At 68.1% G+C, this 2,887-nt stretch carries 3 protein-coding genes and 1 pseudogene; 2 read left to right on the top strand and 2 right to left on the bottom strand.

The genetic code is table 11. The features are described 5' to 3' along the window. Positions 1-114: 114 nt before the first annotated feature. Together AC2VNT_RS15735 and AC2VNT_RS15730 are read right to left on the bottom strand one after the other, a co-directional pair. Complete coding sequence (locus AC2VNT_RS15735) at positions 115-1,056, bottom strand: R2-like ligand-binding oxidase (RefSeq protein WP_486947740.1); 942 nt, start codon at positions 1,054-1,056, stop codon at positions 115-117. Further along, positions 1,053-1,763: a TetR/AcrR family transcriptional regulator gene (locus AC2VNT_RS15730; RefSeq protein WP_486947739.1), complete on the bottom strand. Its 711-nt coding sequence runs from the start codon at positions 1,761-1,763 to the stop codon at positions 1,053-1,055. Before AC2VNT_RS15730 ends, AC2VNT_RS15735 begins: the two co-directional genes overlap by 4 nt. Before the next feature lie 111 nt (positions 1,764-1,874). Here AC2VNT_RS15730 and AC2VNT_RS15725 point away from each other — a divergent pair, with 111 nt between their 5' ends. Next, positions 1,875-2,504: a TetR/AcrR family transcriptional regulator gene (locus AC2VNT_RS15725; RefSeq protein WP_486947738.1), complete on the top strand. Its 630-nt coding sequence runs from the start codon at positions 1,875-1,877 to the stop codon at positions 2,502-2,504. Between the two features lie 58 nt (positions 2,505-2,562). Continuing rightward, positions 2,563-2,887, top strand: a pseudogene (locus AC2VNT_RS15720) (PE-PPE domain-containing protein); the annotation flags it as partial.

Raw genomic sequence — 2,887 nt, 5'->3', positions numbered from 1 at the left:
GACGAAGAGCTTCAGCGGCAAGCTGTCCCAGTTCAACCCACCGGTCGTCAGCGACCCGTAGTGCGTCCGTGTCATCCGGCCTCCCTCGGTGGAGCTGCCCCGCCTGCCCCCAGCCTAGGCCGAGGCGACCAACGCGTGCTGGTCTTCGTCGGCGAAGGTCTCCTCCAGCCGCAGCGGCGTGTAGTCCAGGTCGATCTCCTCGAGCGGGCGGCCGCGGGCGCTTTCGATGGTGCCGAGCCGGCGCATCCCCTTGTCCATCGCGTAGCCGGTGAACTCCTCCAGCGACAGGCCGAACGGGATGTCGTCGCCGTAGAGGGAGAAGATCTCCTGGACCGCGGAGACCGCCACCGGCACCAGTTCGTTCATCCGGTTCTCGAACACCGCCCAGTTGGCGTCGTCGGCGGCCACGTGCCGCCGGCAGGTGAAGGTGCCCCACGCCATGTGTCGCCGCTCGTCATCCCCGATATAGCCGACCAGCTCCAGCATGCCGGGCAGGATGCTGCGGCTCGCGCAGACCTTGCGCCAGGCGTGGTAGCCGGTGAGTGCCAGGGTGCCTTCGACGATGTGGTTGTAGGTCACCGCGGCCCGGATCTGGGCCGCCGGCGACGGATCGTCGGTCAGCGCATTGAGCGCGCCCGGCAGCTCCTCGTTGAAGATCTTCAGATACGACGGCACCGATTCGAGGTAGCTGTGCAGATCATCGGTGATCCCGACCGCGTCGAGCCAGAGCCGGAACACCTGGACGTGCTTGGCCTCCTCGAACGCGAACTGGGTCAGGTACATCTCGTCGCCGAGCCGGCCCTCGGCCCGCATCGCCGCCATGAACGGCTGGATGTCGGCGGTGACCGCCTCCTCCCCGGCGATGAACAGCGCACACAGCCGGGTGGCGATGTCGCGTTCCCGGTCCGACCGCGCCTCCCAGTCCGCCCGGTCGCGGGAGAAGTCGATGTCGGCCGGGTTCCAGAACTTCGCGTTGCCGCCGGTGAACAGCTTCATCGGCAGGCTCTGCCAGTTCAGTCCGCCGGTAGCGAGCGAGCCGTAATGGGTGCGTGTCATGAGTTGACCTCCTTGTGATCGGTGTTCGGCTTGTGATCGGTGTTCTGCTCGGCCCGGCGGGACTCCGCCGGGGAGAATGCGGCGATCAGCACCGCGACCAGCCGGCGTACGGCCAGTGCGGGCTGCTCGGGGGTGGGGTCGTCGAGCCCGAGGATCGGGTCGATGCCGCGGACGTACGGCGCCAGGGCCAGGTGCGGCAGGATCAGCAACAGCAGCGACAGCAGGACGTCGGTGTCGGCGTCGGCTCGCAGGTCGCCGCGGAGCGACGCGTCGCGGACCAGTGGGCGCAGCACCTCCAGGTAGTGGCGGTGCACCACCGAGCGGACGCTGATCCGGGCGTCGGCGTCGACCTCCAGCGTGGCCGCGGCGTGCAGTGCCCGCTCCAGCGGGTGCTCGGCGAAGTAGGCGACCCAGGTGTCGAGCAGTCCGGTGAGGAAGTCGAAGAACTCCAGCCCGGTCGGGGCGCCGCGGATGTGATCCTCCATGGCGGCCCGCACCCGCTGGCTGGCCAGGTCGGCGATGAACGCATACAGGTCGCGCTTGTCGGCGAAGTACTGGAACAGGCTGCCCTTGGCAACCCCGGCGCGCCGGGCGATCACGTTCAGGCTGCCGCCGGAGAACCCGTGCGCGGCGAACTCGGCTTCGGCGGCTTCCACCACCGCGGCCCGGCGGGCCGGGTCGAGACGAGCCCAGGTGACCGTCGGCATATGACCTCCCAGACGATTATGACCACTGGTCACATTAACGTGACCCCACCCACTTTTCAAGTCGGATGTGAGGCTTGCATCGAATTATTCTCAGCTGTAGGGTTTTGCTCCATGCCTGTAGCAACTACCTTCCGGCGAGCACGCGCGCCACACCTGGGACCGGAGCGGCGCCGTCCTCAGGTGCTGGATGCCGCACGGGACATCGCCCTGGAGCACGGGATGGCGGCGGTGACCATCGGCGCCGTCGCCGAACGGCTCGGGGTGACCCGACCGGTCGTCTACTCGTGCTTCACCGACCGGGTTGAGCTGCTCCGCGAGCTGCTCGACCGGGAGCACGAGGTGCTGGTCACGGAAGCGATCGCCGCGCTGCCACACGACCGCGCCGACGCCGACGAGGACGTCTTCGTCGCCGGCTTCCAAGCCCTGCTCCGGGTGGTGGCGAACCGGGCGGACTCGTGGCGGCTGGTGATCAGCGTCGAACCCGACCCCGCCGCCGCCGAGCACGTCAGCAGCGGCCGCGCGGTGATCGCCGACCGGTTCGCCACGCTGTTACAACCGACGCTCGCGTACTGGGGCACCGCCGACGCCGACCGGAAGCTGCCGGTGCTGGTGGAGCAGTTCATCTCCGCCTGCGAAGGCGCGATGCGCACCCTGCTGCACGACGACGGCCGGGAGTGGAGCCCCGACACCCTCGGGGCGTTCGTCGGATCCGCCATCTACCGCGCCTTCCGAGACGCCTAGCGACTCTATCCCGTTCAACGAAGAACAAAGAAGAACAAAGGAGTGACGAATGCGGCACATGCTTTACGCCTACGTCAGCGCGGCGGCCAGCATCACCGGGTTGGTTGTCGTCACGCCGGCGGCACCCCGGCTGCCCGATGTGCAGGTGCCTCTGGTGCGGCTGACCAGTGGTGATACCGGCGATTCGCCGCTTGGCGGCGGAATCGCGCTGGTGATGGGGCCCAGTGGCCTACCTCAGCCGTTCCCCGACTACGTCGAAACGATGGATGAGCTGTATCTGAAGCCACTGGGTTTCACCGGCAAGGCGGAGCCGCTGTTCACCCCGGAGGGGCTGTATCCGGCGACGGGTGTCGGCACCGAGACCTACGATATGTCCGCACAGC

This window comes from Mycobacterium sp. TH-M15, assembly GCF_057473705.1.
The sequence above is the reverse complement of the archived record's forward strand: the minus strand, read 5'-3'. Positions and strand labels throughout refer to the sequence as shown.